Source organism: Aliidongia sp. (genome assembly GCF_035943795.1).
Lineage (GTDB): Bacteria > Pseudomonadota > Alphaproteobacteria > ATCC43930 > CGMCC-115725 > Aliidongia.
Genome location: NZ_DASZBY010000070.1, coordinates 1 through 25,857, shown reverse-complemented (window position 1 = coordinate 25,857; position 25,857 = coordinate 1). Strand labels below are relative to the sequence as shown.

Below are 25,857 nucleotides of genomic sequence, written 5' to 3'. Positions count from 1 at the left end.
GAACCATCATGGCCGTCTACGTACCGCTTGCAGGAAGTACGCGAACGCTGCTGCCGAACTCCAATCCGGCAGGCGCCGTCGATCCGTCGGAAGTCACCAGCATCACCGTGCGCGTCCGATCGTCGGGCGATCCGGAGGCGCTCGCCCAGCGCGCCTACGACTTGGCCGCCACGCCGATGGCGGACCGGAAATACCTGACGCACCAGGAACTGGAGCAGCAGCATGGCGCCAGCCAGGACGATCTGGACAAGATCGAGCATTATGCCCAGGAGCATAACCTGGTCGTGGTCCATCGCAGCGCCGCCGAACGGTCGGTCGTGCTGAAGGGACGGCTGGGCGACCTGTTGTCCGCCTTCCGCGCCGACGTCCATCTCTACCATCATGCCAACGGGACCTATCGCGGACGGCGCGGCGAAATCGGCGTACCGGAGGACCTGAGCCCGATCGTGACCGGCATTTTCGGGTTCGACACGCGCCCAAAGCACCGGGCGCCGCACCGGCAGAAGGGTGCGGCGCTTAGCGGTCCCGGCGGCCAGAACGGCGTGGCAGCGACGGATTTCGCCACCCGGTATAATTTCCCGACGGAATCCGGCGGCGTGGCGCTGGACGGCACCGGCCAGACCATCGCGATCATCGAACTGGGCGGCGGCTATCGCAGCAGCGACTTGAAGATGTTCTTCAAGGAAATCACCAAGACGACGCCGAAGGTCTCGTCGATCAGCGTCGACCATGCCGGCAATCATCCGACGACCGCCGATTCGGCCGACGGCGAAGTGATGCTGGACATCGAGGTGGCCGGCGCGGTCGCTCCCAAGGCCAAGTTCGCGGTGTATTTCGCCCCGAACAATGGCGACAAAGGGTTCATCGACGCCATCAGCGCCGCGGTCCACGATGCGCAGCGCAAGCCCGGCGTGATCTCGATCAGTTGGGGCGGCCCGGAGGTGTCGACCGACCAGCAGGGCGTCCAGGCCTACCACGAAGTATTTGCCGCGGCCGGCGCGCTGGGCATCACCATCTGCATCGCATCCGGTGACCATGGCACTGCCGACCTGGATTCGAGCAGTTGGGACAAGAAGATCCATGTCGACCACCCGGCATGCGACGACCTGGTGCTGGGCTGTGGCGGCACGCAGATCGACAATGGCGAGGACGTGGTCTGGAACGACGGCACGCCGTTCGACGTGAACACGCCCGGCGGCGGCGGCTGGGCCGGCGGCGGCGGGATCAGCGGGATCTTCCCGGTGCCGGCCTATCAGGCGGGCGCCAATCTGCCGGTCTCGATCGATACAGGCAAATCCGGTCGCGGCGTACCCGATATCGCCATGAGCGCCACCAACTACTTCACCCGCGTCGACACCTCCGAGGGCGCATCGGGCGGCACCAGTGCCGTGGCGCCGCTGATGGCGGCCCTGGTGGCGCGGCTGAACCAGGCCAAGAAGAAGAACGTCGGTTTCCTCAATCCGTTTCTCTATGCCAACGTGGCGAAGGGCGTGACCCACGACGTGACCTCCGGCACGAACGCGATCAAGAACACGATCAAGGGGTACGAGGCGGGTCCGGGTTGGGACGCCTGCACCGGCCTCGGCACGCCGGACGGCACGGTCATCCTCAATACCCTGCCCTGAGGCGGCCTCTCCGTTCCGAAACGGAACCTTGACAGGCCTCCCCGGCCGTTCGACTCTCGACGCATCTGGGGATGAGGATCCGCGATGCGCTGGGACATGCTGGACGAGGAGGCCTGTTCGGTCGCCCGCACCGTCTCGGTGGTCGGCGACCGCTGGACGCTGCTGATCCTGCGCGACTGCTTTCTCAAGGTGCGCCGGTTCGAACAGTTCCAGGAACGCCTCGGTATCACCCGCCACGTGCTGGCCGACCGGCTGAAGAAGCTGGTCAAGACCGGCGTGCTGGAGCGCAACGCCTATCAGGACCGGCCGGCACGTTACGACTATCGCCTGACCGACAAGGGCCTGGCGCTCTATCCCGTGCTGCTGGCGCTGGTCCATTGGGGCGACACCCAGGGGGCCGAGGGCCGTGCGCGCCCGGTCCATTATCGGCACCGCACCTGCGGCGCGCTGCTGGACCCGATCATGGTCTGCTCGGAATGCCGCGAGCCGCTGGGCGCGCGCGATGTACTGGTCGAGCCCGGTCCCGGTCTGCCGGAGGGGCACGGCCTGCTGGACCCCGCACTGAAATCCCGGTCGTCCGCCTCATGACCGGCGAACGACGCGCCGGGCTGCCCATCCTGGGCTTCGCCACCGCGCCGGATTGGGCAGCGTGGCTCGAGGTCCAGCCAGGAAGCTCCGATGGCCTGTGGCTGAAACTGGCGAAGAAGGGCAGCGGCGTCGCCAGCCTGTCCCGCGACGAGGCGATCGATCTGGCCCTGTGCCACGGCTGGATCGATGGCCAACTCGACAAATACGACGAATGCTGCTGGCTGGTCCGGTTCACACCGCGCAAGCCGCGCAGCAAATGGTCGAAGATCAACCGCACCCGCGCCCAGGCCCTGATCGCGGACGGTCGCATGCGGCCGTCCGGCCAGGCGGAGGTCGATGCGGCGCAAGCCGACGGGCGGTGGGATGCCGCCTATGCGTCCCAGGGCACGGCGACGGTACCCCCCGATCTGCAGGCGGCACTCGACGCGGCGCCTGCCGCGCGGGAATTCTTCGCCACCCTCGACGGCGCCAACCGGTACGCGATCCTCTACCGCGTCCAGGACGCCAAGACCGCCGCCACCCGCGCCCGGCGGATCGAACAATTCATCGCCATGCTGGGTCGCGGCGAAACGATCCATCCGCGCAAACACGCGGGTTAGTCCGGCATTGGTGGCGGATGCGCCAGGTCGACCGTCGCGGCCAGGAAGTCGATGAAGGCACGGACCCGTGCCGGCAGCCGGCCGCCGTGGCCGACATAGACCGCGTGGATTTCCTCGACGTCGCCCGGATTATAGGCTTCCAGCACCGGCACCAGACGCCCGTCGGCGATATCGCGGCCGATGTGGAAATGGGCGAGCCGCGTGATGCCCTGGCCGGCGAGCGCCAGGCGGCGCGACGCCTCGCCGTCGCTGACCACGGCGTTGCCATGCGCCGGCAGGTTTTGGCGCGCGCCGTCGATCACGAACGGCCAGGCATCGCACTCGCGGGCGAAGTTGAAGCCGACGCAATTGTGGTTTTCCAGATCGGCGGGCGTCTGCGGCGTGCCCCGCCGCGCCAGATAGGCAGGTGCCGCAACCAGCGCCATGTGGCTTTCGCCGAGTTTGCGGGCCATCAGTTGCGACGCGCGCATGGGCCCAACTCGGATCGCGACCTCGGCGCGCTCGCTCATCAAGTCGATGACCTGATCGCTGAGTGAGATGTCGAGGACGACCTCCGGATGGGCCGCGGCGAAGCGCGGCATCAGCGGCAGCAGGTGATGGAGGCCGAACGGGATGTTCGAATTGACCCGCAGCAGTCCGCGCGGGACGGCACAGGTCGCGACCGACCGCTCGGCCTCGTCCAGGTCCGACAACACCTGCAGGGCCCGCTCGTGGAATGCGGCGCCTTCGATGGTCAACTGCAGCTTGCGCGTCGAACGGTTGACTAGCCGGGTGCCGAGGCGCGCCTCGAGCCGGGCGACCAGCTTGCTGATCGCCGAGGGCGTCATGCGCAGCGCGCGCGCCGCGGCCGAAAATCCACCCTCCGCCACCACCCGGACGAAGACCTCCATCTCCCCCGAGCGATTGATATCCAACCGAGCCATGGTGAATTCAACTCACAAATCTCTATCCCCAACGCAGTCTAGTTCATAGGCGGGCCGGGCTCCATCTTCCGATCTCCTCCTCGATTCCGGAGCCATCATGCCCATCGCCCTCTATGCCCTGACCGTCGGTTCCTTCGGCATCGGCGTCACCGAATTCGTCATCATGGGCCTGCTGCTGCAGGTCTCGGCCGACCTCCATGTCTCGGTCCCGACCACCGGGCTGCTCATGACGGGCTATGCGCTGGGCGTGTTCGTCGGCGCGCCGATCCTGACGCTCGCCACCCGCAGCTTGCCGCGCAAGACCACGCTGCTCGTGCTGATGGCGATCTTCACGCTCGGCAACCTGATGTGCGCGCTGGCGCCCAGCTATGGCTGGCTGATGGCGGCGCGCATCCTGACCTCGCTCGCGCATGGCACCTTTTTCGGCGTCGGGTCCCTGGTCGCGACCAGCCTGGTGGCGCCGGAGCGCAAGGCGTCGGCCATTGCCGTGATGTTCACCGGCCTGACCTTGGCGACCCTGCTGGGCGTGCCGTTCGGTTCGTGGCTGGGCCTGGCGCTCGGCTGGCGCGCGACCTTCTGGGCAGTGAGCGCCATCGGCCTGCTGGCGCTGGCCGTGCTCGCGGTCTTCGTGCCCCGCGCCACCGAGCCGGTTCGCCCCGGCCCGCTGTCCGAGGAGCTCGCCGTGCTGGCGCGGCCCCAGGTACTGCTGGGCCTGGCGATGACCGTGCTGGGTTTCGGCGGCGTGTTCGCGGTCTTCACCTATATCCAGCCGATCCTGGTCGAACTCGCCGGCTACGACAAAGCCGACGTCTCGCCGATCCTGCTGGTATTCGGTGCCGGACTCGTCGTGGGCAACATCCTGGGCGGGCGCTGGGCCGACCGCCGCCTGGTCCCGGCCCTGGTCGGCACCTTGGCGCTCCTGTGCCTGGTGCTGGTCGGCGCGGGCTTCGGCTTCCACGACCGGGTCGGCGCGGTGGCCGCATCGTTCCTGCTGGGTGCCGCCGCCTTCGCCACCGTGGCGCCGCTGCAGATGCGCCTGCTGCAACAGGCCGGCGGCGCCGGCCAGGGCCTGGCGTCCAGCCTCAACATCGCCGCCTTCAACCTGGGCAACGCGTTCGGCGCCTGGCTCGGCGGCGCGGTGATCGCCCATGGCCCCGGCCTCGCCGCCATCCCGCCGATCGCGGCCCTGGTTCCGCTGTCGGCCCTGGCGCTGGCGGCGGTCAGCCTGACGCTCGAACGCCGCACCGCGCGCGTTCCGGCGGAATGCTGACGCAATCGGCTCGACCCATCCCATCTATCGCTCTGTCTGCTTTTCGAAAGGAACGACCATGGACCTCAATCTCAAGGGCAAGCGCGCGCTGATCAGCGGCAGCACCGCCGGTATCGGCCTCGCCATCGCCGCCAGCCTCGCCCGCGAAGGCGCTCATGTCATCGTCAACGGCCGCTCGCAGGGTCCGGTCGACAAGGCAGTGGCCGAATTGAAGGAGGCGACCGGCGGCGACGTCACCGGCTTCGCCGGCGACCTCAGCACGGCCGCCGTGGCCGAAGACCTCGCCCGGCGCCATCCGGACGTCGAGATCCTGGTCAACAACCTGGGCATCTTCGAGCCGAAGCCGTTCGAGGAAATTCCGGACGCCGATTGGATGCGCTTCTTCGATGTGAACGTGCTGAGCGGCGTGCGCCTCGCCCGCCTGTTCCTGCCTGCGATGAAGCGCGCCGACTGGGGCCGGATCATCTTCATCTCGAGCGAGAGCGCCATCCAGATCCCGACCGAGATGATCCATTACGGCATGACCAAGACCGCCCAGATCGCTGTGGCGCGCGGCCTGGCCGAGGCGGTTGCCGGCACGGGCATCACCGTCAACAGCGTGCTGCCCGGCCCGACCAAGTCGCGCGGCGTGGTCGATTTCGTCGGCGCCCTGACCCAGGGCAGCGACAAGAGCTTCGACGATTTCGAGGAGGAGTTCTTCGAGAAGGTCCGCCCGACCTCCCTCATCAAGCGCTTCGCCTCGACCGAGGAAGTGGCCTCGATGGTGACCTACCTGGCCAGCCCGCTCGCATCGGCCACCACCGGCGCCACGCTCCGGGTCGACGGCGGCGTGATCAAGAGCGCGTTCTGACGACAGCGCTTACCCCGCCAGCACCCGCTCGAGCCAGGCGGCCGCCTCGATCGCGACCGGGTCGCGGCCGACCGGCGCGATGATCTGAACACCGAGCGGCAGGCCGGCGGGATCGCGCAAACCCGGCACGTTGACCGCGGGCGTGCCGGCCAGGGTCCAGAGCCGGTTGAACATCGGGTCGCCGGTCCCGGCCGCGCTGAGCGGGGCCGCGCCGGCGGCGCTGGGCGTCAGCAGCACGTCGACGTCGGCGAAGACCCCGGCGAGGGCGGCCTGCAGCACGGGCACCCGTGCCCGATCGCGCTCGTAGCCGGCGCGGTCCATGGCGCGGCCTTCGGTCAGCAGCTGCTGCAGCCGGGCCGACAGGCTGGCCCAATGGGCCTCGGCCTCATGGGCCAGGGCCCGGGCCGCCTCGTAGGCCATGATGCGCATCTGAACCGCGAACGCCTCTCCCGCGACCGCAGGCAATTCCCGATCCACCAGATCGACCCCGGTACCAGCCAGCCGAGCCGGCAATTCCAGGAACGCCGCCGCCATGTCGGGCGAGGCCAGGTGCCAGGCCGGCGAGCGGCAGAGCCCGATGCGGCGCGGGCGCCCGGCCCGCTCCGCCGCGGCGACCAGGCCGAGGCCGCTCACCGCCTCCGCGAACAGCGCTGCATCCGCCACCGTGGCGCCCAGGACGCCGATCGTATCGAGCGTGATCGAGAGTGGCTTCACCCCGGTCGGGTCGATCAGCCCGAAGCTGGGCTTGTAGCCGGCGACGCCGCAGAACGCCGCCGGTCGGACGATCGACCCTGCCGTCTGCGTGCCGGTCGCGAGCGGCACGACACCGGCGCCGACCGCGGCTGCCGACCCGCTGGACGAGCCGCCGGGGGTGCGCGTGGCGTCATGGGGATTGACGGTCGGCCCCGCGCCGAAATAAGCGAACTCGGTCGTCACCGTCTTGCCGACGACGATAGCGCCGGCGCGCCGGGCCAGCGCCACCACCGACGCGTCGAAGGGCGGCTGCCAGGCCTGATAGATCGGCGAGCCGCAGCGCGTCGGCAGCTCGTGGGTCGCCATGATGTCCTTGACACCGATCGGCACGCCATGCAGCAGGCCGCCCGCCGGTCCCCGGTCGAGACTGCGCGCGGCAGCGATCGCCTGCTCGCGGCCAAGCGTCACCCAGGCGTGAAGTGCGGGCTCCCGCGCCTCGATCCGGTCGAACGCTTCGCGCACCGCCGCCTCGGCCGTCAGGTGCCCGCCCGCGATCCGACGGCGGATGCCGAGAGCGGAATGATCGTCGCTGGTCATCGCAATTCCTTCATTTCCGAGACGGGCTTCCAGCTTAGCGGCGCGTCCCGCAAGGGCGAGGAAAATCCGGCGAGATGAACGGGCTGCGGCTTGCCGCTAGCGCCTCGCGGCCTTGAGCAGCGCCCGGCCGACCGGCTTCACCGGCTCGCTGCGCAGGACGACCGACGTCGTGACCGGGCCGAACCGGCCGATGGCATCGACGATGATCGCCAGGTCTTCCGGCGCCGGCACCAGCGCCTTGAGGATGAAGCAATCGTCGCCCGTGACCCGGTGCACCTCGACGATATGGGGCAAGCTGTCGAACTGCTTCAGGCAGGCGCCGATCTGGGCATGTTCGGTCTTCAGGCGCAGGATCGCCGCCATGCGCAGGCCCAGCGCGGGCAGGCCGATGCGCGCGCCATAGCCGGTTATGATCCCACGGTCCTCCAGGCGCTTCACCCGCTCCGACATGGCCGGCTGCGACAGCCCGACCTGCCGGCCCAGTTCCGAGAACGCGATGCGGCCATCCGCCTGCAGCGCTTCCAGGATGGCGAGATCCTTGTCGTCCAGATCGACCGGCGGAGCCATCAGACAAACTCCCTGCAAGCTTGAATTCATCGGCACAAAGCGACGCCGACCGATGGGTGACCATGTCATTCCGCAACCGTCTCTGCCAGTCTCGGGCGTTGTCAAACCCCTGAGGAACCGGAACCATGCGTCTGATCGGCATGCTCGATTCGCCCTATGTCCGTCGCGTCGCGGTCTCGCTGCGCTTCATGGGCCTGCCCTTTCGCCACGAACCTTTGTCGGTATTCCGCGATTAGGAAGAGTTCGCGGCGATCAATCCGGTCGTGAAGGCCCCAACCCTCGTGACCGACGCCGGCGTCGTGCTGATGGAATCGAGCCTGATCCTCGACCACCTCGACCGTCTGGTGCCACCGGAGCGCCGCCTGGCGCCCGACGATCCGGACGGCCATGCGCGCAACCAGCGCCTGGTCGGCCTGGCGCTCGCCGCCTGCGAGAAGACGATGCAGCTCGTCTATGAAATCAATCTGCGGCCGGCCGAGAAACAGCACCAGCCCTGGATCGATCGGGTCGAAAGGCAGTTGCGCACGACCTATGGCCTGCTGGAAGCCGGGATCGCCGGCGCGGGCGACTGGCTGGTCGACACCAGGCCGCGCCAGGCCGACATCAGCATCGCGGTCGCCTGGCGCTTCACCCAGGACCTAATGGCCGACCGGGTCGCAGCGTCGGAGCATCCGGCGCTGCGGACCTTCTCGGCCCTGGCCGAGGCCTTGCCGGCGTTCCTCGCCTGCCCGCCCGACTGACCGGCGGCGTCAGGCGATCCCGCGGACCAGCCGGCTCGGCCAGCCGACCCGGACCAGGGTCTGGTCGGGGTCGGACAATGCGAATTCATACATGCCCCAGGGCTTGTGCTCCGGCCCGTTGCTGCCGATCAACTCGGCCGCGAAAACGGCGGCAAGGCGGTTCACCTCGTCGCTGTGCAGATAGAGACCGAACGGATTGCGCCCTGGCACGAGCCAATCCTCGACCGCCGCGATCAGGTGCAGAAAGCCGCCCTTGCCGTCGGACAACATCCGGTAGCTGTCTTCCTCGCCCGGCGCCGGTCGCTCGCCGTCCGGCCGGGTGAAGCCGAGCCTGGCATAGAACGCCTCGGACGCGTCGAGATCGTTGCACGGCAGGATCGCCGTCAGGACGTGGGGCGGGTGCATCGGCGAACTCCTCCAGACGACGATGGCAAGGGCGGCTGCGGTGTGAACCGGCGTCAGGCGACCGGCGTCGCGGCCCCGCTGGTGACGGCGCCATCGATCAGGCGACGCAGCGCGTCGTCGCCGTTGCGGTCGGTGCGGGATTGCGCACGGCCGATCCGGCTCTGCGCCACGCTCAGCTTGGATCGTTCCGTGGCGAGACGGCCCTGCGCACGGCCCAGGTCCTTCTGCATCTGGACGAGTTCGGCCATCTGCTCCTTGAAATCCTGGTCCCGCCCGGCCCGATCTTCGTCGGTGTCGGCCTCGTCGGACGCCCGCTTCGCGACGGCGACGGCGCGACTTGCCATCTGCAGGCCATGCTGCCGGCCGAGTTCGCCCATCTGTCGACCGACATCCGCCTGCTGGCGCGACAGCTCGGCCTGCTCGCGGCTCAAATCCGCCTGCTGCTCAACGAGGTCTCCCTGCTGGTCGGATAGCGCGTCCGGCGGCTGGTACAGCTCCGCCGCCCGTTCGACCAGATCGCGGTCGGTCACCGCATAGACCTTGCCGTCACGCAGGAACAGGATCGCCGTGTCGCCGACCTTGTCGCGCGCGCTCAGCACCCGATCCAGATCCGCCCCGCCCGTCGCCATGGTCAGGTTGCCGTCGAACAGCACGGCGAAGGTCAGCCGGTCGGCGATCGGCCGTGCCGGCCCGGCGGGAATATGCGGCAATGCCGGCATTGCGATCAGGTCGGCCGCCCGCGCCTGCCACGACGTGCCGCCGATCAGCAGGACGGCCGGCAGCAGGCTCGCCGCCAGCAGCGACCGCCGCCAAGGCGCCAATGCCACGATCGGGGCCGCCTGGGACAGGATGCGCTCGACCCGCTGACGCAGCAGCGCCGGGCGAGCCATCGCGATGCCGGACGGCAGGTTGCGTGCGCCGACCGCGATGTCGAGCAGGATCTCGGCATAGTCTACGCGGTTGCCGATCCGGGCGATCGCCGCCTCGTCGCTCGTCGTCTCGGCCAGTGCCGCGAGCCGGACCTGCAGCCACCAGGCGAACGGGCTGAACCAGAAGATCGCGCTGTGCAACTGGCTCGAGACCTGGACCAGGAAATCGTGATGCATGACGTGCGAGCGCTCGTGCTCCATGACCGCCCGGCGTTTCGCCGCCGACCAGGAAACGAAGCTGGTCGGCACCAGGATGACCCGGCCGAACGAGACCGGCGCCTTGACCCGCAGCGTGACGCGCACGTCGGCGCCGCGCGTCCAGTCGGCACGCACCGGCCGGGCGTGACGCACGATCCGCCAGGTCATCAGCAGGCCGGTGAGCAGGCGCAGTGCCAAGGTGGCGACGACCGTCACGTAGAAGAACGGCACTAGACTCCATAGGGACCAGCTCTCGGCGGTTGCCGCAGGCGTCGCGAGGATGTGCAGGTGCTGCATGGGGACGGCCACCGTCGCCCGGATGATCCCATGCGGCAGCGTCACCAGGGCAGTCGGCAGGCGCACCAACGTCCATTGCATCAGCAGCGGCATGGCGAGCCCGGCCGCCAGCACGACGATCCAGGCCGTCATCTCGACCTGGGGATTGCGGACCCGGAACAGGCGCAGGCCCAACCCGACGGCGAGCCCGAGCACGAGCGACCGGAGGGCCGCTTCGACCAGCAGCATCATTTGCCCTGCTCCTTCTTTGCCCGCTCGATCCGCGCGGCCAGCGCCTGCAATTGCGCGTCGTCGAGCAGGGCCGAATCGACCATGCCGACCAGCACTTCCTCCATCGACCCGTTGCAGAACCAGTCGACGATGCGTTTCACCGCCTTGGCCGCGACCTTCTGCCGGGCCTCGGTTGCATGAAAGGTGAAAGTGCGCTGATCGACCGTATGGCTGAGATAGCCCTTGTCCTCGAGCCGTCGCAGCACGGTCCGGACCGTCGATTCCTTGAGGGAACGCGGCAACCGCTCGCGCACCGCCTCCGCCGTCATCGAGCCGTCGGCCCAGATGAGTTGCATCGCCTGGAGTTCGAGGTCGCCGAGGTCGGGCGGGGTATGGGCCATTGGAGCGCTACCTTTCGTAATGCTACAACTCGTAACACTCATGTCCGCGCGGGTCAAGCTGAGCCATTCCCCGAGGCGGGCCAGCCATGCGGCGCGGGCGCTCGACGGCATTGGCCGGGACATCCCATGATCGGCCAAAGCGAGCAGGGAGACAGGGGCCAGATGGCGAGCGAATTCTCGGGGGGTCGATCCCGCGACCCAGGGCGCCCGATCGCTCGGCCCGGATCATGAGCGTCGCACCCAAGCCGCCTGCGCCCGTTCCGACCCAGGGCCTCGGGCGCAGCCAGTCGATCGCGCTGATGGCGGGCATGGTGCTGGTCGGGCTCAACCTGCGCCCGGCGCTTTCAGGCGTGGCGCCGCTCCTGACCGAGATCCGGGGCGACCTGGGTTTGACCACCACGTTCGGCGGTCTACTGACCACGGCGCCGGTACTGTGCCTCGGCCTGTTCGGACCGGTCGCCCCACGCCTCGCCCGCCGCTTCGGCATCGAGACGACGATCTTCGCCATCATGCTGCTGCTCGCCTTCGGTACGGCGCTGCGCTGCCTTGGCGGAGCGCCACTGCTGTTCCTGGGCGCGATCATCGCCGGAGCCTCGATCGGCATCATCGGAGTGCTGCTGCCCGGGCTGGTCAAGCGCGATTTTCCGAACCGGATGGGAATGGCGACCGGGGTCTATACCATGGCCCTCTGCTTCGGTGCCGCGGCGGCGGCGGGCCTCACGGCACCTGCCGAACATTGGCTGGCCGACCTCGGGTTCGCCGGTCAATGGCGGCCGGCGCTCGCGATCTGGGCGCTGCCGGCACTGGTGGCCGCCGCCGCCTGGGCACCGCAACTCGCCCGGGCCAGCCGGACGGCAGCGGCGCCGGCCCGGCCCCCGGTCAAGGGCCTGTGGCGCAACCCGCTCGCCTGGCAGGTCACCTTCTTCATGGGCCTGCAAAGCTCGCTGTCCTATTGCGTGTTCGGCTGGCTGGCGCCGATCCTGCAGGATCGCGGACTGACGCCGGTCCAGAGCGGCCTCGTCGTTTCGGTCTCGGCCCTGCTGCAGGTCGCCAGCGCGATGGTGGCGCCCATGCTGACCGGCAAGGGGCCGGACCAGCGCTGGATGGTCCTGCTGACGCTCGGCCTCGTGATCGTCGGCCTGATGGGCGCGGTCGCCGCCCCGCTGTCGACCCTGTGGCTCTGGGCCGTGATCCTGGGCCTGGGCCAGGGCGCCACCTTCGCCGTGGCCCTGATGCTGATCGTGCTGCGCACCGGCGATCCCGAGACCGCCGCCGCGTTGTCGGGCATGGCCCAGAGCGTCGGCTACACGTTGGCCGCCATGGGCCCGTTCGCGGTCGGGCTGATCAAGGCGGCGACCGGCAGCTGGGACGCGGTCCAGGTCCTGTTCCTGGCGCTGGCCGCCGCCTGCGTGATCGCGGGCCTGGGCGCCGGCCGCAACCGGGTGATCGAACTACCCTGACCGCTCAGTGCGGGACGAGCTTGCGATAGAGGTGCCAGGTCGCATGGCCCAGCACCGGCATGACCACGATCAGGCCGACGAAGGCCGGGATCGAGCCCAGGAACAGGCCGGCCGCGACCATCAGGCCCCAGAGCGCCATCGGGCCGGGATTGGTCAGCACCGCACGCATCGAGGTCCAGATCGCCGTGTCGACGCCGACGGGCCGGTCGAGCAGCAGCGGAAAGGCGATGGCGCCCATGGCCAGAACCAGCACCGCGAACAGGAAGCCCACGCCCATGCCGACCGCGATCATGACCCAGCCCATGCCGGTGGTGACCGCATCCCGGGCAAAACCCTCGATCGAGACCGGTGGCTCCGGCCCGAGCGTGACCAGGTAGATCGTCTCGGCCGCGACCAGCCAGGCGATATAGATCGCCATCAGCAGGAAGCCCAGCACGGCGATGGCGCCCCAGGACGGCGAGCGGAACACGCCCAGCGCGTCGGCCCAGTTGGTCTCGAAGCCCTGTTCGCGCCGGCGGCTCAATTCATAGAGGCCGATGCCGGCGAAAGGACCGATGAGCGCGAAGCCCGTAGCGAGCGGGAACAGCAGCGGCACCAGGTCATGGCCCAGCGCCGCGCGCGCCAGCACCAGCCCGATCAGCGGATAGATGATGGACAGGAACACGACGTCGGTGCGGTAGTTGCGGAAATCCGCGAAGCCCTGACGGATCGCGTCCCACAGGTCGGATGCGCCGATATGGCGGACCTCGGGCGCGAGCGTGTTCAGATCTTCCTTTGGATGGTAGACGGCATGGCTGGCGTGGCCCACGACATCGGCCGCGAGCTTGACCTGTGAAACACCCCATTCGACGGGGTTACGGATCGTCATAAGGCTTCCTCCCGAACCAGCGTTCGAGGGGTCGCGGATGGGCCGCGTGGGATCGCTTCGCAATCCGGCGCCGGTCGCTTGTTACCGCAACCCGACAGGCGGAAGCATACGCCGACGATACTCCGCGTCAACGTCAGCAGGAACTGGTGGTGTCTCGGTTTGAAATTTGGCGTCACATGGAAGTGCCCTCAAGGCACTATCGATTTCTTCCGAAGGCGCCGATAGACGAATGGAAAAGGCCTATAGCCAGCAGCCCCACGCTCGCCGCAAGCAGGGATGCGTTATAAAATCGGTTTGTATCAATCCACTGCACCACGAAACCGGCTAGTATGATGCTCAACCATCCAGCAATTAGATTTGGCGTGGGTGAATTTCCCAGCATACAGGGATAATTTTCCTTTGTGATGCCTTTGATGAAATGGGGTACTCCATTTCCGAAAAGAATCCCGGCCAGAACACTGAATCCTAGCGAATGCCACATCTGCGTTCCCCTCCAGTGCATGGATTCGTGCCCGGGTCGGCGCGCACGATGATGTCTGCCCCGTGCCGACGCTGTCCCAGATCGCGTCGAAATTTCTGCCGTGCCAGCTCGGCGCTCTGACGACATCAAAGAACGAGTCGAAGAGGTCGTCGGGGGTTCGCCAGACAGCCGCATCCATGATGAAATTCCTCATGGGCACAAGCACCTCGATGAAAAGTTGCAGCGCCCGCGAGGCACAGACCGACTGGTGTGATGGCCGCCTCAGGCGGGGCCGCGCCGCCCGACCGTGAACATCAGCTTGGGGATCGCCTCGCGCAGGGCCGCGCGCAGCGCCGGCTCGTCCGCCGCGGCCGCTTCGGCCAGGACCCGGCGCGGGCTCCGCTGGACGATCCGGGCCTTGGCGCGCCCGTCCGGGCCGGCACCGATTTCCGCGAAGATCTCCTGCGGCTTGGCGCCACGAACGGCGCGCTGGAAGCTGACCTGGCCGACCCGGTCGTCCAGGTCGTAGACCGGCAGTTGCACGCCCTTGGCGTCGGCCTCGGCCTGGTCGGGCACCACCGCCTGCTCGTGCGCCACCACCGCGCGATGGCGGCTCAAGGTCAGCGACAGCATCTTTTCGGGCGCCAGATCGGTCTGGAACTGGATTTCCCAGGTCTCGCCGCTGGTCGACAGCTCGGCGATCAGCGCGAACAGGTCGTCGCAATCGCTCTCGTGCGAGCAGGTGACGAAGCCCAGGCGGCCGTCCTGATCGACGACCCGATCGTCCTCCTCCGGAAAGCCCAGCGCATCCAGAGCGTTGGACATGGCGCGGATCGAGGCGACGAGGACCGATGTAACATGCAGGGGAGCCGGCGAGGCATCGGCCCCGGTCGAGCTTTGGTCAGAATCGCCGTTTGCCATTTTCTTCATCTCGATAGAGGAACGCGTCGGGAGACGACCCTAGCCGAGCTAGGCCGCGCGTCCAACCGATTGCTGCAAGAGGGAGGCTCGCAACCCGCGACGCGGCCCCCGAACCCGGATACTCGTATATTGGACGTTCTGTCGTCAGATCAACGAGTTACCGACAGCCGACATCCCGAGCTTGACCCGGGGATCCACGCGCCTCCGCAAGAGTGATGCCGAAGCGGTCATGCGCCATACCTGTCCACGTGGCTGTTCGGGTCGAGCCCGGCCATGACGAATGAAGAAGCTAACACACTGATAAACAACAGACACGGACTACCGTCGCACGTCGACCATCGACGCGGCCGAGAGTTCGACGCCGACAAGGTCGGCGCCGATCAGGTTGGCCCCGTCGAGGCGGGCGCCCGCGACATTGGCGTCGCGCAGTTTGGCCGCAAGGAAATTGGTCGGCCACAGCCGGCCGGTCGGCCGGCGTTTGGCGTCGAGGATTTCCGCCGGGCCGGCATCGGCGCCGGAAAGGTCGATGCCCCGCATGTCGGCGGCCTTGAACATAGCGCCCTTGAGGTTGGTTTTCGACAGATCGGCACCGGCCAGGATCGCGTCCGTGAAGTCGCAGAGCGTGAAAGTGGCGCCCTGGCATGGCACGCGGGTCAGGTTGGCCCCCTTGAACACGGCGGCCGACAGGTCGTAGCCGGTGAGATCGAGTGCCCGCAGGTCGAGGCTGGTGAAATTGCCCTGCTCGCCCTCGGCGCCGAAGCTCGCGACCCATTTGCGGTGTATCGCGATCATGGTCTTGAGATCGCGGTCGGCCTGGGTCTCGACCTGGGGCGGACCGCCGATGGTGCGAACCATGTTGGCGCCGTCGAGCTTGGACTTCTGGATGTCGGCGTCGGTCAGGTTGGCGCCGGCGAGATCGGCCCCGGTCAGGTCGGCGCCGGTCAGGTCTGCGCCGGTCAGATCGACGTTGCGCAGGTCGGCGTTCCGGAAATCGATGTTGCGCAAGTTGGCATTGCTCAGCACCACGCCGCGAAATACCGAGCCTGAGGCGTGGGCGTTGCTGAGGTCGGCGCTCTTCATGTCGGCACCCTCACGGCTGCCGGTCTGCTTGCTCATCTTCTCCTCGTCCTGCCCGCTCGCATCGAACAGGATACCGCCGCTCAAGTCGGCATCAGTGAAGTCGGCCTCGATCAGGACGGCATTGCGAAAGCTCGAGCCCCGCAGATCGGCCTTCTGGAAATTGGCCTTGCGCAGGGTCGCCTTGTCGAAATTCGCGGCGAACAGGTCGGCTTCGCAGAAATTGCCCCCAGAGAAGTCGGCGGCATTGAACTTGGCGCCGGGTAGACGGGCCTTGCGGAAATCGCACTGGGGAAAGCGGATGCCGGAGAAATCGATCCAGGGCCGGTCGAGCCGGATCCCGCCGGTCCGCCGATTCAGCCAAAGCGCATGCGCCTTCAGCGCCTCAACCAAATTGCGTGCCATACCGCTTCCCGTCCGATCCCGAATAGCCGTGCCATGGTCGCGACCGACGGTCCCGTGACGGAAGCCACAGGCGCGCGGTGGGTCGGCCGGCAAAGTCTAAGCGGTCAGGCCGGTTTTCGCATCATCGCTTTTGCGATGCGGGGGGCGGAGGCGCGATCGAAGGGCCTAATCGTCCAGTTCGCTGTCCCAATAGAGATAGTCGAGCCAGCTATGGTGATAGTCGCGATAGCGCAGATCGGGCGCCTTGCGGTTGAGCGCGGTCTTGGACGGGCGCAGCGGCTCCTTCAGCAGCGGCATCCTGGCCTCGCGCGGCGTGCGGTTCGCCTTCACATGGTTGCAATGGCCGCAGGCGGCAACGACATTCTCCCAGCTGGTCCGGCCGCCGCGCGAGCGCGGGATGACATGGTCGAAGGTCAGGACCTCGGTCGGGAATTCCTCGGCGCAATATTGGCAGGTGAATTCGTCGCGCAGATAGATGTTGTAACGGGTGAAGGCCGGGAACCCATCGATCTTCTTGTAGTTCTTCAATGCCACGACGCTGGGCACCGCCATGGAGCGGCTGGGCGAGCGGGCCAGCACGTCGTAGTTCGCGACCAGCGCCACCCGGTCCAGCATCAGCGCGGTCAGCGCGTCGCGCCAGGACCACAGCGACAGCGGATGGTAGGACAGCGGCCGATAATCCGCGTTCAGCACCAGCGTCTGCAGATTCATCATGCGCAGGCCTCCACCACCCACCACCCGGACAAAACAAAACGGCCAAACTCGCGTTTGGCCGTTGCAATAACCCATCGATCCCGCTCGCGACTGACGAGGGGGCAGCTCGAACTCTGATCGATACTTTGGACCGGCCGAAGCGCCTGGCGCGATCGGGCATGAGTGCCGTCGCGGATCTCGTGCCACAGGGTGAAGTCAGGAATGGAAAGCGGCGCGTGAAGCGAATTCCGGGACCCGCCCGCCCGCCTTGATTTTGCGTCGGGGTGAAGAGACTGACCGATCACTCGCTCGTCAAGCACCGTCGCGATCCTCCGCGCGCGCCATTTCCACAGCGGCTTCTTAGCACGGATTAATGACGGTTTCATATGGTGCGATCGCAGCGGATGGCAAAAAAGCGCGGGGGCGATCACCAGCCCTGGTCGGTCGGCGACGCCGGACCCCCTATCCCTGCGATGGCCCGCCCAGGTAGCGCGTCAGGAACTGGGCAGCCGCCTCCAGGCCCGGACCGTCGATGCCGTGGCCCAGGCCCGGACGGCGTACGGTCTCGGCCACGATGCCGGCGGCGACCAGCCCATTCGCCGCCGCGTCCATCGCCTGGAACGGCACGACCTGGTCGGCCTCGCCATGGATCAGCAGCACCGGCGGGGTCGAACGATGTTCCGCGACGAGCCGCTCCGGCGCCACCAGCGCGCCCGAGAACCCGACGATCGCCGCCGGCCCCGGCGACAGGCGCGGACCGACATGCAGCGACATCATGGTGCCCTGGGAAAATCCCACGAGCGCCAGCCGCCTCGCATCGAGCCCGCGCGCCGCCAGTTGCGCCTCGATGAATTGCGACAACAGAGGGGCCGCCCGATCGGCACCGGCCGCCATCAACGCCGGGATCCGCTGCTGCAGCGAGAACCACTGATATCCGTACGGGCCCATGTCGCACGGTTCCGGCGCATTGGGCGCCACGAACGCCGTGTCGGGCAGGAACGGCCCCAGATGCTGGGCCAGGTCGATCAGGTCCTGGCCGTCGGCGCCCAGGCCATGCAGCAGCACGACGAGCGAGGTCGGCTTGCCGCCCGACGCGGGCGCACGGCTGGGACCGGTCAACGGCTGGGACATGGGGTTCTCCTCGGGAAAAAGCCTGGCACCAGGGCATAGCGGACAATCCGGGCCCTGCCAACCCGCGAGCCAGCCGATTGCGCGGGCCAAATCGTCCCGCTACCGTCGGCGCCATGCCGACCACCCGCTTCGCCCCCAGCCCGACCGGGCTGCTCCATATCGGCCATGCCGCGAGCGCGCTGTTCGCTCACGCCCAGGCCGCACCGGACGGGCGCTTCCTGCTGCGGCTGGAAGACATCGACCGGACGCGCTGCCGGCCCGAATTCGCCGTCGCGATCGAAGAGGATCTGGCCTGGCTCGGGCTCGACTGGATCCGGCCTGTGCGCGTGCAGTCGGCGCATGTCGCGGACTATGCCGCCGTGCTCGAAGGCCTGCGGGCACGCGGCCTGGTCTATCCCTGCTTCTGCACCCGCAGCGCCGCCCAGGCCGAGGCGGCCGGCGCGGTGGCTGCGCCTCACGGCCTGGGACCGATCTATCCCGGCACCTGCCGGCACTTGAGCGCCGCGGAACGTGCCGACCGGATCGCCGCCGGCATCCCGCACGCGCTGCGGCTCGACGTCGCGAAGGCCCAGGCCCAGACTGGCCCGCTTACCTGGCGCGACCTGGATCGCGGCACGATCGCGGCGACGCCGGAACGGCTGGGCGACGTGGTGCTGGCGCGCAAGGATTGCCCGACCAGCTATCACCTGTCGGTCACCTGGGACGATGCTTTGCAGGGTGTCGATCTGGTGACGCGCGGCGAGGATCTGGTCGAGGCGACCCATATCCATCGGCTGCTGCAGGCGCTGCTCGACCTGCCGGTGCCTGCCTGGCGCCATCACCCGCTGCTGCTCGATGCCCAGGGCAAGCGCTTCGCCAAGCGCGACAAAGCCCCGACGCTGCACGCGATGCGCGAGAGCGGCAAGAGTGCTGCGGAAATCCGGGCGTCGGTCGGCTACTGACCGCTACCGGCCGCCGCGCACCAAACTTCCACGCAGGCCTTCGACCAGCGGCAGATAGTCCGCATCCTCGGGCACGATCAAGCCATGGCGCAGGCCGAAATCCACCAGCACCAGGTTGACGTTGAATTTGAAATCGTCGGTCTCGCGGACACGCCGCAGGCATTCCCGGGCCGACAGCAGCCGGAAATCCTCGATCTCACCATCGGTGTTGCGTGGCACGAAATCCACCGGCGTCTCGATATCATAGAGGAACAGCACATCGTCGCGCATGCCGTCCGGCAATTCCATCCGGTAGCGGACGGCGCCGACCGCATGGGCCCGGGCGGCCAGCGCCTCGGGCATGTCGGCCTCCTCCGCCGCCTCCTTGAGCAAGGTTTCGCGCGCGCCATAGCCGGCGCCCATGCCGCCCGCGACCAGATTGTCGAGTTGGCCCGGCGCGATCTTCTTGTCCTTGGCACGCTTGCCGATCCACAGGTCCGGCCCGTCGAAGCCCGGCCGCCAGCCGTTGAGATGCACGCCATAAGACCGGGTGCCGAAGAACGGCACCGCACCGCGGTCGAGCTCGAACAGCAGCGTCCCGCCCCAGCCGTCGGTAACGGCGAACATCTCCTGGCGTCGCTTGTCGGTGTGGCCGGCACGGATCAGGCCGTCCGTGACTTCGTGCAAAGCCGTGGTCACCGCGTCTGCGCCATCGAGCCCATCGTCGAAGGCGATGCCGTCGGTCGAGACGTGGAAAATGCGCGGAAAGGCCGCGAGCGCGCCGGCACGGTCGCGGCGCACGAAGCCGACGCGGCGACCGGCCAGCAGAAGAGGCAGGAAACGGTCGGGGTCGAAGCGGTTGCAGGCCTCGAGGTGTCGCAGATAGCTCATGCCCCCGAACAGACACCGGGCAGCCGGGCGGGTCAAGCCGCCGTTCAGTCCAGCGCCGCCCAGAGCAGCGACAGGCCGGAGACGAGCATGAGCGCGTCGAGCAGGTGGCGAAACGTCTCGGGCCCCATGCGCAGCACCGCGCGCTTGGCAACGAACGCGCCGACCATCAGCGAGGATCCGACGATGGCGCCCTGCAGGATGGTCGGCAGCGGCAGGGCGCCCAGTTCGCGGAACGTCACGACCTTGCTGACGTAGAGCGCGAGCGAGCTGGCGGCCTCGGTCGACAGGAACGCGCCCTGCGACAGGCCGTAGGCGGTGAAGGCCGGCACGCTGAGCGGCCCGGTCGACAGCACGATACCGGTCAGGTACCCGATCACGGCGCCGGCAATGGCGAGCTGCCACAGGCGGATGCGAAAATTGCGCCGTGCCAGCCAGCGCCGGCCAGGGATCATCGCCAGGAAGAATATTCCGAGCGCCACGTCGATGACCCGCGGCGGCAGGACCAGCAGAGTGCGGGCGCCCAGCGCCGCTGCCGGCACACCGGTGACCGAATAGGCGGCGCAGGCGCGCCAATCGACCTCGCGCCACCACGCCATGACCCGCGCGACATTGGCCATGACCGCGGCGATCGCCATGATCGGTACCGCCTGTTTCGGTCCGAAAGTGAAGACCAGCACCGGCAGCAGCATGATCGACGAGCCGGTGCCGATGATGCCGCTGACGCAGCCCGCGACCAGCCCGACCAGCAGGACGAAGATGTAGGACGCCATGCCTAGAGATGAGGCCGGGTGCCGAGCAGCCAGGCAAGCGCCACGCATGCAGCGCACGGCAACGTGGCGGCGAGCAGCAGCGCCAGGGGTTTCGTCGGTTTCTTGCGGGCCAGTTTGTCCACGATGGGCAGGCGTTGCGCGATGCCGGGCGCCCAGAAGGCGAGCGGCAGAAGCAGCAAAGGCCAGGGCGCATGAAGGGCGCCGCGCGCCTGGGCGACCATCAGGCCGGTGAAGCCCACCACCAGCACGGCGAGCGCCATCGGTCCGAAGCCGGCCCGCCCGAACGGCCAGGCCCAGACCAGGCTGCCGGCACAGGCGCCGGCCAGTGCCAGCGCCAGGTCGCTGATCCCGGAGGCATGGCCGAACAGGGCGACGAGCGCCAAGGCCAGAGAGGCAAGGCCGGTCAAGGCGACCGGCGTGGCGCCGGGACCGAGCGAGCGCAGGCGTAGCGCCGCCACGGCCGCGATCGCGCCATAGATCAGCACGGCCAGCAATTCGTCCACAGTTGGTGCCACCAACTGCCGCCAGCCGATCCCCCAGATCACGGCGAACAGGGCGCCCGCGACCGCAAGCACGCCCATGACCCGGGGACCCGCGCCGAAAAACGTCGCGGCCAGCCCGACGATCAGCGCCAGCAGCACCGCCTCGCCCAACTGGTGATAGGCGACGTTGCCGAGGAACGGCAGCCCGCCGGTCACGGCCCAGAAACCGGCAAGGAAGCCGATGCCGAGGCCGGCCTCGGCCAGGCTTTTGTCGCCCTTGCGGCCGCGCGCGAAACGGATCAGCCCGGTCGCACCGAAACTCACCAGGGCCGGCAGCGCAAGAGCCGAGACGAGGGGCGAGAGAACCATGGTACGCGCGAATCCCGACTGGCGAAGACGATCCAAGCGGCATAGCCTGTCGCGCGGCGTGGCGGAAGGGTAGATCCGTCCATCGACGTTGCGATCTCGAAACGATGATGGAATTTCCAGTAGATGACGGCATCGTCCACTTCCATTCGGGTCCGTGAGATCGAAGCGGCGGCAGCCCGGATCGCCGGCCATGTGCGCGAGACCCCGGTGTTGGCGTTGGAGTCGGGCGCCTTCGACATCGCGTCACCGATCGTCCTCAAGCTCGAATCGCTGCAGCATTCCGGCTCGTTCAAGGCGCGCGGCGCGTTCAACAGCCTGCTGTCGATGGAGGTGCCGGCCGCCGGCGTGATCGCGGCGTCGGGCGGCAACCACGGCGCCGCAGTCGCCTATGCCGCCGGCCGGCTGGGCCATCGGGCCGAAATCTTCGTACCGGAAATCGCCTCGCCGGTGAAGGTCCGGCGCTTGAGGGACTATGGCGCCATCGTCCACCAGGTCGGCGCCAACTACGGGGAGGCCTTCGCCGCATCGCGCCGGCGCGTCGAGGAGACCGGCGCGCTGACCATCCATGCCTATGACCAGGCGGAAGTGCTGGCCGGCCAGGGCACCGTCGCGCGCGAGTTCGAGCGTCAGGCGATGGGCCTGGGCGGTATCGACACCCTGCTGATCGCGGTCGGCGGCGGTGGCCTGATCGGCGGCGTCGCGGCCTGGTGTGCCGGCCGGACCAGCGGGCCGCAGATCAAGCTGATCGCCGTCGAGCCCGAACGCTGCCCGACCTTGCATGCCGCCTTCGCCGCCGGCGAGCCGGTCGATGTCGCGGTCGGCGGCCTCGCCGCCGATGCGCTGGGCGCCACCCGGGTCGGCAGCCTGATGTTCCCGATCGCGCGGCGCGCCGTCGACCAGGTCATCCTGGTGCCGGACGAGGCGATCAAAGCGGCGCAGATGGCGCTGTGGAACCGCCTGCGCCTGGCCGTCGAGCCGGGCGGCGCCACGGCGCTCTCCGCCCTGCTCGCCGGTCTCTACAGACCGGCCCCGCGCGAGCGGGTCGGCGTGCTGTTGTGCGGCGGCAACGTCGACCCGACCACCCTCGTCTGATCCAACTTCCCTCCACCAGGAGCAAGCCCATGTTCGCCGTGATTTTGTCCTATCTTCGCCCGATCGAGGAAGTCAACGAGGCGCTGGCCGACCATCGCGTCTTCCTCGCCGATTTCTACGCCGCCGGCTTCGGCATCGCCTCCGGCCGCCAGGTCGGTACCCCGGGCGGCGTCATCATCGCCGTCGCGCCCAGCCGCGCGGCACTCGACGCCGAACTGGCGAAGGACCCGTTCCATGTCCGAGGCTTGGCCCGCTACGACGTCTATGAGTTTACCCCGACCACGACCCACCCGGCATTGAAGGGTGTCGTCAACTAGGCGGAAGCGCGCCGACCGGATACTCTCCCTCCCGGAACGAGAGAAGCCGCGACGAATCGAGGTCAGCGGCCCGCGAAATCAAGGGGGAGAGATATCCATGTCCACGCATCGACGGGCCTGCGCGGCCCTGTTCGCCGCCACGGCGCTGCTGGCGCCGTTCGCCGTCGCCCAGGCACAGCTGCTCGTCGTCGGCAATGACGAGAAGACGGTATGGGACGATGCCGGCAAGGCGATCGCCAAGCCGCCGGGCAACGATACCGTCACCATCCTCGACATCGCGAAACCGGCGGCCCCGGCGACGATCGCGACCTTCAAGCTCGAGAATACCGTGGTCGGGCCACCGACCAACCTCGCGATCACGCCCGACGAGCATCTGGCGCTCGTCGCCAACTCGCTCCATTGGGTCGACGACGGCAGCGGTGGCTGGAAAGGCGTGCCCGACACCAAGCTCTACGTGATCGACCTCAAAGCGAACCCCGCGGCCCAGATCGCCACGGTCGAGGTCGGGCGGCAGCCGTCCGGCCTGGCGATCAGCCGCAAGGGCGACCTGTGCCTGATCGCGGACCGCGCCGACAATACCGTAAGCGTGCTGTCGATCGCGGGAACCGAGGTCAAGCTGATCGACGTCGTGGCGCTCGCCCCGCCCGGCGCGCCGAACCAGCAGCTGTCGGCCGTCGCGATCACGCCCGACGGCACCCAGGCGCTCGTGGTCAAGGCCGCGAACAACAGCGTGGCCCTGCTGAAGATCGACGGGCAGAAGGTGACCTACACGAACTACGACATGAACGTCGGCATCTTCCCCTACAACGTCCAGATCCCGCCCGGCGGCCAGATCGGCATCGTCAACGTCAACGGCAATGGCGGCGCGTCCGACGGCCAGGCCGATACGGTCGCGATCGTCGACATGGAGGCGAAGCCGCCCCGTGTGATCGACCAGGTCGTGGTCGGCGACGGGCCGGAAGGCCTGGCGGTCAGCCCGACCGGCAAGCTCGCCGTCTCGGTCGTGCTCAACGGCAACGGCAACGTGCCCAAGACCGCGTTCTTCCATACCGACCATGCCTACCTCGCCGTCCTGAAGATCGACGGCAAGAAGGTGACCAAGGTCGGCGAGGTGCCGGTCGGCCAACTGGCCGAGGGCGCCGCCTTCAGCCCCGACGGCAAATATCTCTATGTCGGCAACTACCTGGACGCCGACCTGGCGATCTTCAAGGTCGACGGCACCAAACTGATCAAGGCCGGCCCCAACCTCAAGACGCCAGGGCAGCACCCGGCCTCGATGCGCGGCAGCACGCCGTGACTTTTCAACCCGCCTCGCGGGAAAGGGTGGATCGCGTCAGCGAGCCGGGTGAGGGCGTCAAAGGCCGGACACCGTTCGACAGCGGTGGCACCCTTCCCGCAAACGGCGGTAGAGGGAGACCTATGTGCCCGCCATTCCCGCGACATGGGCGAGGATCCGCCGGACCCGCTAGGCCGCAGGCGCCGGTTCAACGTGGAAGCCGAGGGCGGCGACAAGGGCTGGCGAATGGGAGAGGACGATGACCTGTGCGCGTGCTCGGCCGCGCGGGCGATGAGGCGGGCCGCTCGGCGACACTAACTGATATTCTGCCCTCCATTTCGCCGTCGCTTTTTTGAAGCACACGCGGCTAAATAGCTCCCTGGCCAATTGCAACCCGTTACGCGAGAATCACGATTTGATCGAACTTTCGCATAAAACGCTCCGACGTCGAGCCCGCGAACTTTCCGGAGCAGCCGCAGAACTTTCGGACATTGGAGCTCGATCCCTGTTGCTCTTCTACGCCGCAGAATGCGGCTTAAAAGCAATCTATATGGCCAAGAACGTGCTCAAGACTACGTCGGCGACGAACGCCGCTGCTACACGATCGGCATCATCATTTAATCACCGATTGGACGACATAATTGTAGCTCTGAAGATCCCGAGATCAGCAATCGAGCATCAGCCGGGCGCGCTAAATCTTCGCACGCCGCCGAACACACCCGTCGCGGTGGGAGAGTTGAATCAAGTGTGGCGTTACGGCGCCACTCTAGCTACACCAAACTTCGCCGTGCCTTGGCTGGAGACAGTTGTGGCGTACACCCTGAAAGAACTTCGATGAACGAGAGCTTCAACGAGCGCGGTGTTGGGGCGGGGCTTGACGCGCCCGTCACATGGGTCGATATCGCCCGACGCTTGTCTATTTTGGAGCCCGCGGACGAGCTATGGTCAACGCGCCCAAAGGGCCTCGACCACGCTCAGGTGGATTGGTCTGGCGCAACGTTCTTCGTTTCAGCCGACGAAGACCGCATGCCAGTGCTCACTTGGCTGGCAAAGCTGTTTCCCAATCGGCTTAGACAGGCCGCAATCACATCGCTTGTTCTAGATGGCCCCCCAGATGCCGAAGAGCTCTCCATCGACTTTGAGATCATTGGAGAGCCGTCGAACGGATATCGATCCAGCCTTGGAAGTATAGAAGGAGAAATCAGCTTTCGTGATGATCAACGTCCCGTTCGCACAAGATCGATGCCGATTATCGCCTGCCATAGCGTCAAGGGAGGTACTGGACGAACCACAACAGCTATAGCAATTGCGACTGAATTGGCGCGCAGACAAAGCGGTCCCATCCTGATTGTCGATGCGGATCTTGAGGCCCCTGGCCTCAGCTATCTGTTTAGAGCCAGCCGGTCTGAAGCTCTGGTTTCTCTCGAAGACGTAGTAGCTCTAGCGCATGCCGAAGCGGACCCAACATATCCAGCAACGGTCGCTTGGGCAGCTAGTCGTCTTGCGGGGCACAGAATGGGAGAGCTGGTTATTTTGCCGCTCCGCCGCGCCCTAGACGAACTAGCGAGTTCATCAATCCGAGCGGAGCACCTTGCCTCCGCCGACAGTCCTTATGCGTTCGCCGACCTGCTGGAGCGCATCGCGTCCGCGGCCGGCTGCAACGGTGTCGTAATCGACGTCCGCGCAGGTCTCGTTCCTGTAGCCGCTCAGTTAGTTCTTGATCCGACCGTCGCCCGGGTTGTCGTGACATCGTTGGCGGGGCAGTCTCTAGAAGCGACCGCCGCGCTCATGAGCTTTACTGCCAGAGAACTTCGACGAATTAAATTAGATCCT

General features: G+C 67.5%; 26 protein-coding genes and 1 pseudogene. 13 read left to right on the top strand and 14 right to left on the bottom strand.

The genetic code is table 11. From position 1 onward, the window contains the following. Nucleotides 1-8: 8 nt before the first annotated feature. The 3 genes from VGV37_RS12285 to VGV37_RS12275 all read left to right on the top strand — a co-directional run bounded on the left by VGV37_RS12285 (nucleotide 9) and on the right by VGV37_RS12275 (nucleotide 2,812). Entirely contained in the window at nucleotides 9-1,625 is a 1,617-nt protein-coding gene (locus VGV37_RS12285) for a S53 family peptidase (RefSeq protein ID WP_326879966.1), read from the top strand. Between the two features lie 84 nt (nucleotides 1,626-1,709). Further along, nucleotides 1,710-2,213 carry a helix-turn-helix domain-containing protein gene (locus VGV37_RS12280; RefSeq protein ID WP_326879965.1) on the top strand — a complete coding sequence of 168 codons (504 nt, stop codon included), beginning with the start codon at nucleotides 1,710-1,712 and terminating at the stop codon, nucleotides 2,211-2,213. Continuing rightward, the gene (locus tag VGV37_RS12275; protein ID WP_326879964.1) at nucleotides 2,210-2,812 is read left to right on the top strand and encodes a YdeI/OmpD-associated family protein; all 603 of its coding nucleotides are present in this window, start codon (nucleotides 2,210-2,212) and stop codon (nucleotides 2,810-2,812) included. The genes VGV37_RS12280 and VGV37_RS12275 overlap by 4 nt, the downstream gene beginning before the upstream one ends. Here the strand turns inward: VGV37_RS12275 and VGV37_RS12270 are convergent. Next, on the bottom strand, nucleotides 2,809-3,735 hold the full coding sequence (locus VGV37_RS12270; RefSeq protein WP_326879963.1) for a LysR family transcriptional regulator: 927 nt from the start codon (nucleotides 3,733-3,735) through the stop codon (nucleotides 2,809-2,811). The genes VGV37_RS12275 and VGV37_RS12270 overlap by 4 nt on opposite strands. A 97-nt stretch (nucleotides 3,736-3,832) precedes the next feature. Here VGV37_RS12270 and VGV37_RS12265 point away from each other — a divergent pair, with 97 nt between their 5' ends. Both VGV37_RS12265 and VGV37_RS12260 read left to right on the top strand, forming a co-directional pair. After that, nucleotides 3,833-5,005, top strand: a complete 1,173-nt coding sequence (locus VGV37_RS12265; RefSeq protein ID WP_326879962.1) for an MFS transporter — start codon at nucleotides 3,833-3,835, stop codon at nucleotides 5,003-5,005. A gap of 58 nt (nucleotides 5,006-5,063) precedes the next feature. After that, nucleotides 5,064-5,855, top strand: a complete 792-nt coding sequence (locus tag VGV37_RS12260) for an SDR family oxidoreductase (RefSeq protein ID WP_326879961.1) — start codon at nucleotides 5,064-5,066, stop codon at nucleotides 5,853-5,855. Between the two features lie 9 nt (nucleotides 5,856-5,864). Here the strand turns inward: VGV37_RS12260 and VGV37_RS12255 are convergent, their stop codons facing one another. Beyond that, nucleotides 5,865-7,145 (bottom strand): amidase, encoded by a 1,281-nt coding sequence (locus VGV37_RS12255; protein WP_326879960.1) that lies wholly within the window; start codon nucleotides 7,143-7,145, stop codon nucleotides 5,865-5,867. Nucleotides 7,146-7,241: 96 nt separating this feature from the next. After that, nucleotides 7,242-7,712 (bottom strand): Lrp/AsnC family transcriptional regulator, encoded by a 471-nt coding sequence (locus VGV37_RS12250; protein ID WP_326879959.1) that lies wholly within the window; start codon nucleotides 7,710-7,712, stop codon nucleotides 7,242-7,244. A 125-nt stretch (nucleotides 7,713-7,837) separates the two neighbouring features. Here VGV37_RS12250 and VGV37_RS30330 point away from each other — a divergent pair. Continuing rightward, nucleotides 7,838-8,452, top strand: a pseudogene (locus tag VGV37_RS30330) (glutathione S-transferase family protein). Nucleotides 8,453-8,461: 9 nt separating this feature from the next. Here the strand turns inward: VGV37_RS30330 and VGV37_RS12235 are convergent. From VGV37_RS12235 to VGV37_RS12225, 3 genes are read right to left on the bottom strand one after another with little or no spacing between them, the layout of a single operon-like run. Continuing rightward, nucleotides 8,462-8,857 (bottom strand): VOC family protein, encoded by a 396-nt coding sequence (locus VGV37_RS12235; protein ID WP_326879958.1) that lies wholly within the window; start codon nucleotides 8,855-8,857, stop codon nucleotides 8,462-8,464. 53 nt (nucleotides 8,858-8,910) lie between these two features. Then, nucleotides 8,911-10,512, bottom strand: a complete 1,602-nt coding sequence (locus VGV37_RS12230) for a M56 family metallopeptidase (RefSeq protein ID WP_326879957.1) — start codon at nucleotides 10,510-10,512, stop codon at nucleotides 8,911-8,913. Further along, nucleotides 10,509-10,892: a BlaI/MecI/CopY family transcriptional regulator gene (locus VGV37_RS12225; protein ID WP_326879956.1), complete on the bottom strand. Its 384-nt coding sequence runs from the start codon at nucleotides 10,890-10,892 to the stop codon at nucleotides 10,509-10,511. The genes VGV37_RS12230 and VGV37_RS12225 overlap by 4 nt, the downstream gene beginning before the upstream one ends. A gap of 227 nt (nucleotides 10,893-11,119) precedes the next feature. Here VGV37_RS12225 and VGV37_RS12220 point away from each other — a divergent pair, with 227 nt between their 5' ends. Beyond that, entirely contained in the window at nucleotides 11,120-12,352 is a 1,233-nt protein-coding gene (locus VGV37_RS12220) for an MFS transporter (RefSeq protein ID WP_326879955.1), read from the top strand. 4 nt (nucleotides 12,353-12,356) lie between these two features. Here VGV37_RS12220 and VGV37_RS12215 read toward each other — a convergent pair whose 3' ends face one another. The 5 genes from VGV37_RS12215 to VGV37_RS12195 form a co-directional block, all read right to left on the bottom strand. After that, entirely contained in the window at nucleotides 12,357-13,220 is an 864-nt protein-coding gene (locus VGV37_RS12215; RefSeq protein WP_326879954.1) for a DUF2189 domain-containing protein, read from the bottom strand. Nucleotides 13,221-13,962: 742 nt separating this feature from the next. Beyond that, nucleotides 13,963-14,505, bottom strand: a complete 543-nt coding sequence (locus tag VGV37_RS12210) for a hypothetical protein (RefSeq protein ID WP_326879953.1) — start codon at nucleotides 14,503-14,505, stop codon at nucleotides 13,963-13,965. A gap of 414 nt (nucleotides 14,506-14,919) precedes the next feature. Continuing rightward, nucleotides 14,920-16,083: a pentapeptide repeat-containing protein gene (locus VGV37_RS12205; protein ID WP_326879952.1), complete on the bottom strand. Its 1,164-nt coding sequence runs from the start codon at nucleotides 16,081-16,083 to the stop codon at nucleotides 14,920-14,922. Nucleotides 16,084-16,248: 165 nt separating this feature from the next. Next, a complete protein-coding gene (locus tag VGV37_RS12200; protein WP_414637981.1) occupies nucleotides 16,249-16,797 on the bottom strand; it encodes an HNH endonuclease in 549 nt (182 codons plus the stop codon). Between the two features lie 441 nt (nucleotides 16,798-17,238). Next, nucleotides 17,239-17,907: an alpha/beta hydrolase gene (locus VGV37_RS12195; RefSeq protein ID WP_326879951.1), complete on the bottom strand. Its 669-nt coding sequence runs from the start codon at nucleotides 17,905-17,907 to the stop codon at nucleotides 17,239-17,241. Nucleotides 17,908-18,020: 113 nt separating this feature from the next. Here VGV37_RS12195 and gluQRS point away from each other — a divergent pair, with 113 nt between their 5' ends. Continuing rightward, nucleotides 18,021-18,848 (top strand): tRNA glutamyl-Q(34) synthetase GluQRS, encoded by an 828-nt coding sequence (gene gluQRS / locus VGV37_RS12190; RefSeq protein ID WP_326879950.1) that lies wholly within the window; start codon nucleotides 18,021-18,023, stop codon nucleotides 18,846-18,848. 3 nt (nucleotides 18,849-18,851) lie between these two features. Here gluQRS and VGV37_RS12185 read toward each other — a convergent pair whose 3' ends face one another. The 3 genes from VGV37_RS12185 to VGV37_RS12175 are packed head-to-tail and all read right to left on the bottom strand — an operon-like array spanning nucleotide 18,852 to nucleotide 21,339. After that, on the bottom strand, nucleotides 18,852-19,718 hold the full coding sequence (locus VGV37_RS12185; RefSeq protein WP_326879949.1) for a DUF4743 domain-containing protein: 867 nt from the start codon (nucleotides 19,716-19,718) through the stop codon (nucleotides 18,852-18,854). A gap of 44 nt (nucleotides 19,719-19,762) precedes the next feature. Continuing rightward, complete coding sequence (locus tag VGV37_RS12180; RefSeq protein ID WP_326879948.1) at nucleotides 19,763-20,488, bottom strand: sulfite exporter TauE/SafE family protein; 726 nt, start codon at nucleotides 20,486-20,488, stop codon at nucleotides 19,763-19,765. Between the two features lie 2 nt (nucleotides 20,489-20,490). Continuing rightward, nucleotides 20,491-21,339 (bottom strand): hypothetical protein, encoded by an 849-nt coding sequence (locus VGV37_RS12175; RefSeq protein ID WP_326879947.1) that lies wholly within the window; start codon nucleotides 21,337-21,339, stop codon nucleotides 20,491-20,493. A 123-nt stretch (nucleotides 21,340-21,462) separates the two neighbouring features. Between VGV37_RS12175 and VGV37_RS12170 the strand changes: the two genes are divergently transcribed. The 5 genes from VGV37_RS12170 to VGV37_RS12150 all read left to right on the top strand — a co-directional run. Beyond that, the gene (locus VGV37_RS12170; protein ID WP_326879946.1) at nucleotides 21,463-22,431 is read left to right on the top strand and encodes a threonine/serine dehydratase; all 969 of its coding nucleotides are present in this window, start codon (nucleotides 21,463-21,465) and stop codon (nucleotides 22,429-22,431) included. A 29-nt stretch (nucleotides 22,432-22,460) separates the two neighbouring features. Beyond that, nucleotides 22,461-22,748 (top strand): YciI family protein, encoded by a 288-nt coding sequence (locus VGV37_RS12165; protein WP_326879945.1) that lies wholly within the window; start codon nucleotides 22,461-22,463, stop codon nucleotides 22,746-22,748. Nucleotides 22,749-22,845: 97 nt separating this feature from the next. Then, complete coding sequence (locus VGV37_RS12160) at nucleotides 22,846-24,045, top strand: YncE family protein (protein WP_326879944.1); 1,200 nt, start codon at nucleotides 22,846-22,848, stop codon at nucleotides 24,043-24,045. Nucleotides 24,046-24,532: 487 nt separating this feature from the next. Further along, nucleotides 24,533-24,862, top strand: a complete 330-nt coding sequence (locus tag VGV37_RS12155; RefSeq protein WP_326879943.1) for a hypothetical protein — start codon at nucleotides 24,533-24,535, stop codon at nucleotides 24,860-24,862. Then, nucleotides 24,859-25,857: KGGVGR-motif variant AAA ATPase (locus tag VGV37_RS12150; RefSeq protein WP_326879942.1), on the top strand; the 999-nt coding region annotated here is incomplete at its 3' end. The genes VGV37_RS12155 and VGV37_RS12150, both read left to right, overlap by 4 nt.